Source organism: Ensifer sp. NPDC090286, from assembly GCF_044769565.1.
Taxonomy (GTDB): Bacteria; Pseudomonadota; Alphaproteobacteria; order Rhizobiales; family Rhizobiaceae; genus Ensifer.
This window is the reverse complement of the sequence record NZ_JBIVYF010000021.1, coordinates 1-1,116: the sequence shown is the minus strand read 5'-3', so window position 1 is coordinate 1,116 and position 1,116 is coordinate 1. Positions and strand designations below refer to the sequence as shown.

Below are 1,116 nucleotides of genomic sequence, written 5' to 3'. Positions count from 1 at the left end.
CCCGGCCAGCGCCGGGCCGGCCAAGCGCTGAACTACATCACCAGGGGGTCAATATTGGATGCCGATAAGGGGTGATTTTTGGACGCTGATTGACAGCTGGACCGCGAGATGCTGCAGGATGTTATCCGCCGAAAGCTCTGAGGCCTGCTCGCAAGCGTGAGGTGGTGAAGGGCATGTGCCGGGATTGGATGATCTCGATCCGGCGTGCCTGTGGAGCGTTGAACTTTGATCGGTCGACCTACCACTACACCGCTCGCCGTGCCGATCAGGCCGGTCTGGAACGTCGTATTCGGGAGATTTGCGAGACGCGCGTGCGCTACGGCTATCGTCGTGTGCATGTGCTGCTGGAACGCGAAGGTTGGGCCACCAACATCAAGCGAACCTATCGCATTTACAGAGACTTGGCCCTGCCGTTGCGCAACAAGACGCCCAAGCGCAGGGTCAAGGCAAAGCTTCGGGAAGATCGGCAGGTGGCGATCGGTCCGAACGACGTGTGGGCGATGGACTTCGTGCACGATCAGTTCGCGACCGGAAAGAAACTGCGGGTTTTGACGGTGGTCGACACCTTCTCACGCTACGTGCCGGTGCTTGATCCGCGTCACAGCTATCGCGGTGAAGACGTGGTGCAAACGCTGGAACGGGTGTGCCGGCAGGTTGGCTATCCGAAGACGATCCGTGTCGATCAGGGTACAGAATTTGTGTCTCGCGATCTCGACCTGTGGGCCTATGCTAAGGGCGTGATCCTGGACTTCTCACGGCCGGGTAAACCCACGGACAATGCATTTATCGAAGCCTTCAACGGCCGCTTCCGAGCGGAGTGCCTGAACCAGCATTGGTTCCTGACCCTTGCGGACGCCCGCGAAAAGATGGTGAGCGTCCGGCGAAGGCATTTTCGCTTGGTTGAGCGGCCGAGATTATAGGCCGCGTTTCATCTCGTCTGACATAACGCGTTCGACCACATCCGGATCGCATCGTTCATCGACGAGAAACTGGCGGATTCCACCATCCCATGTCCGTATGTCGGCGAGGAGATTTTGGAGCTCGTCCACGCCGTTCTCGGTCAGGCCCTTTGTGCCGTGTTCGCTGCCGTCGCGGACATAAAGCAATTCGCCTTCG

2 pseudogenes are annotated in these 1,116 nt (G+C 59.0%); one reads left to right on the top strand and one right to left on the bottom strand.

Annotated elements, in window-relative coordinates:
- Positions 1 to 96: 96 nt before the first annotated feature.
- Positions 97 to 884 (top strand): annotated as a pseudogene (locus ACIQUG_RS34645) (IS3 family transposase); the annotation flags it as partial.
- Positions 885 to 914: 30 nt separating this feature from the next.
- Here the strand turns inward: ACIQUG_RS34645 and ACIQUG_RS34640 are convergent.
- Positions 915 to 1,116, bottom strand: a pseudogene (locus tag ACIQUG_RS34640) (hypothetical protein); the annotation flags it as partial.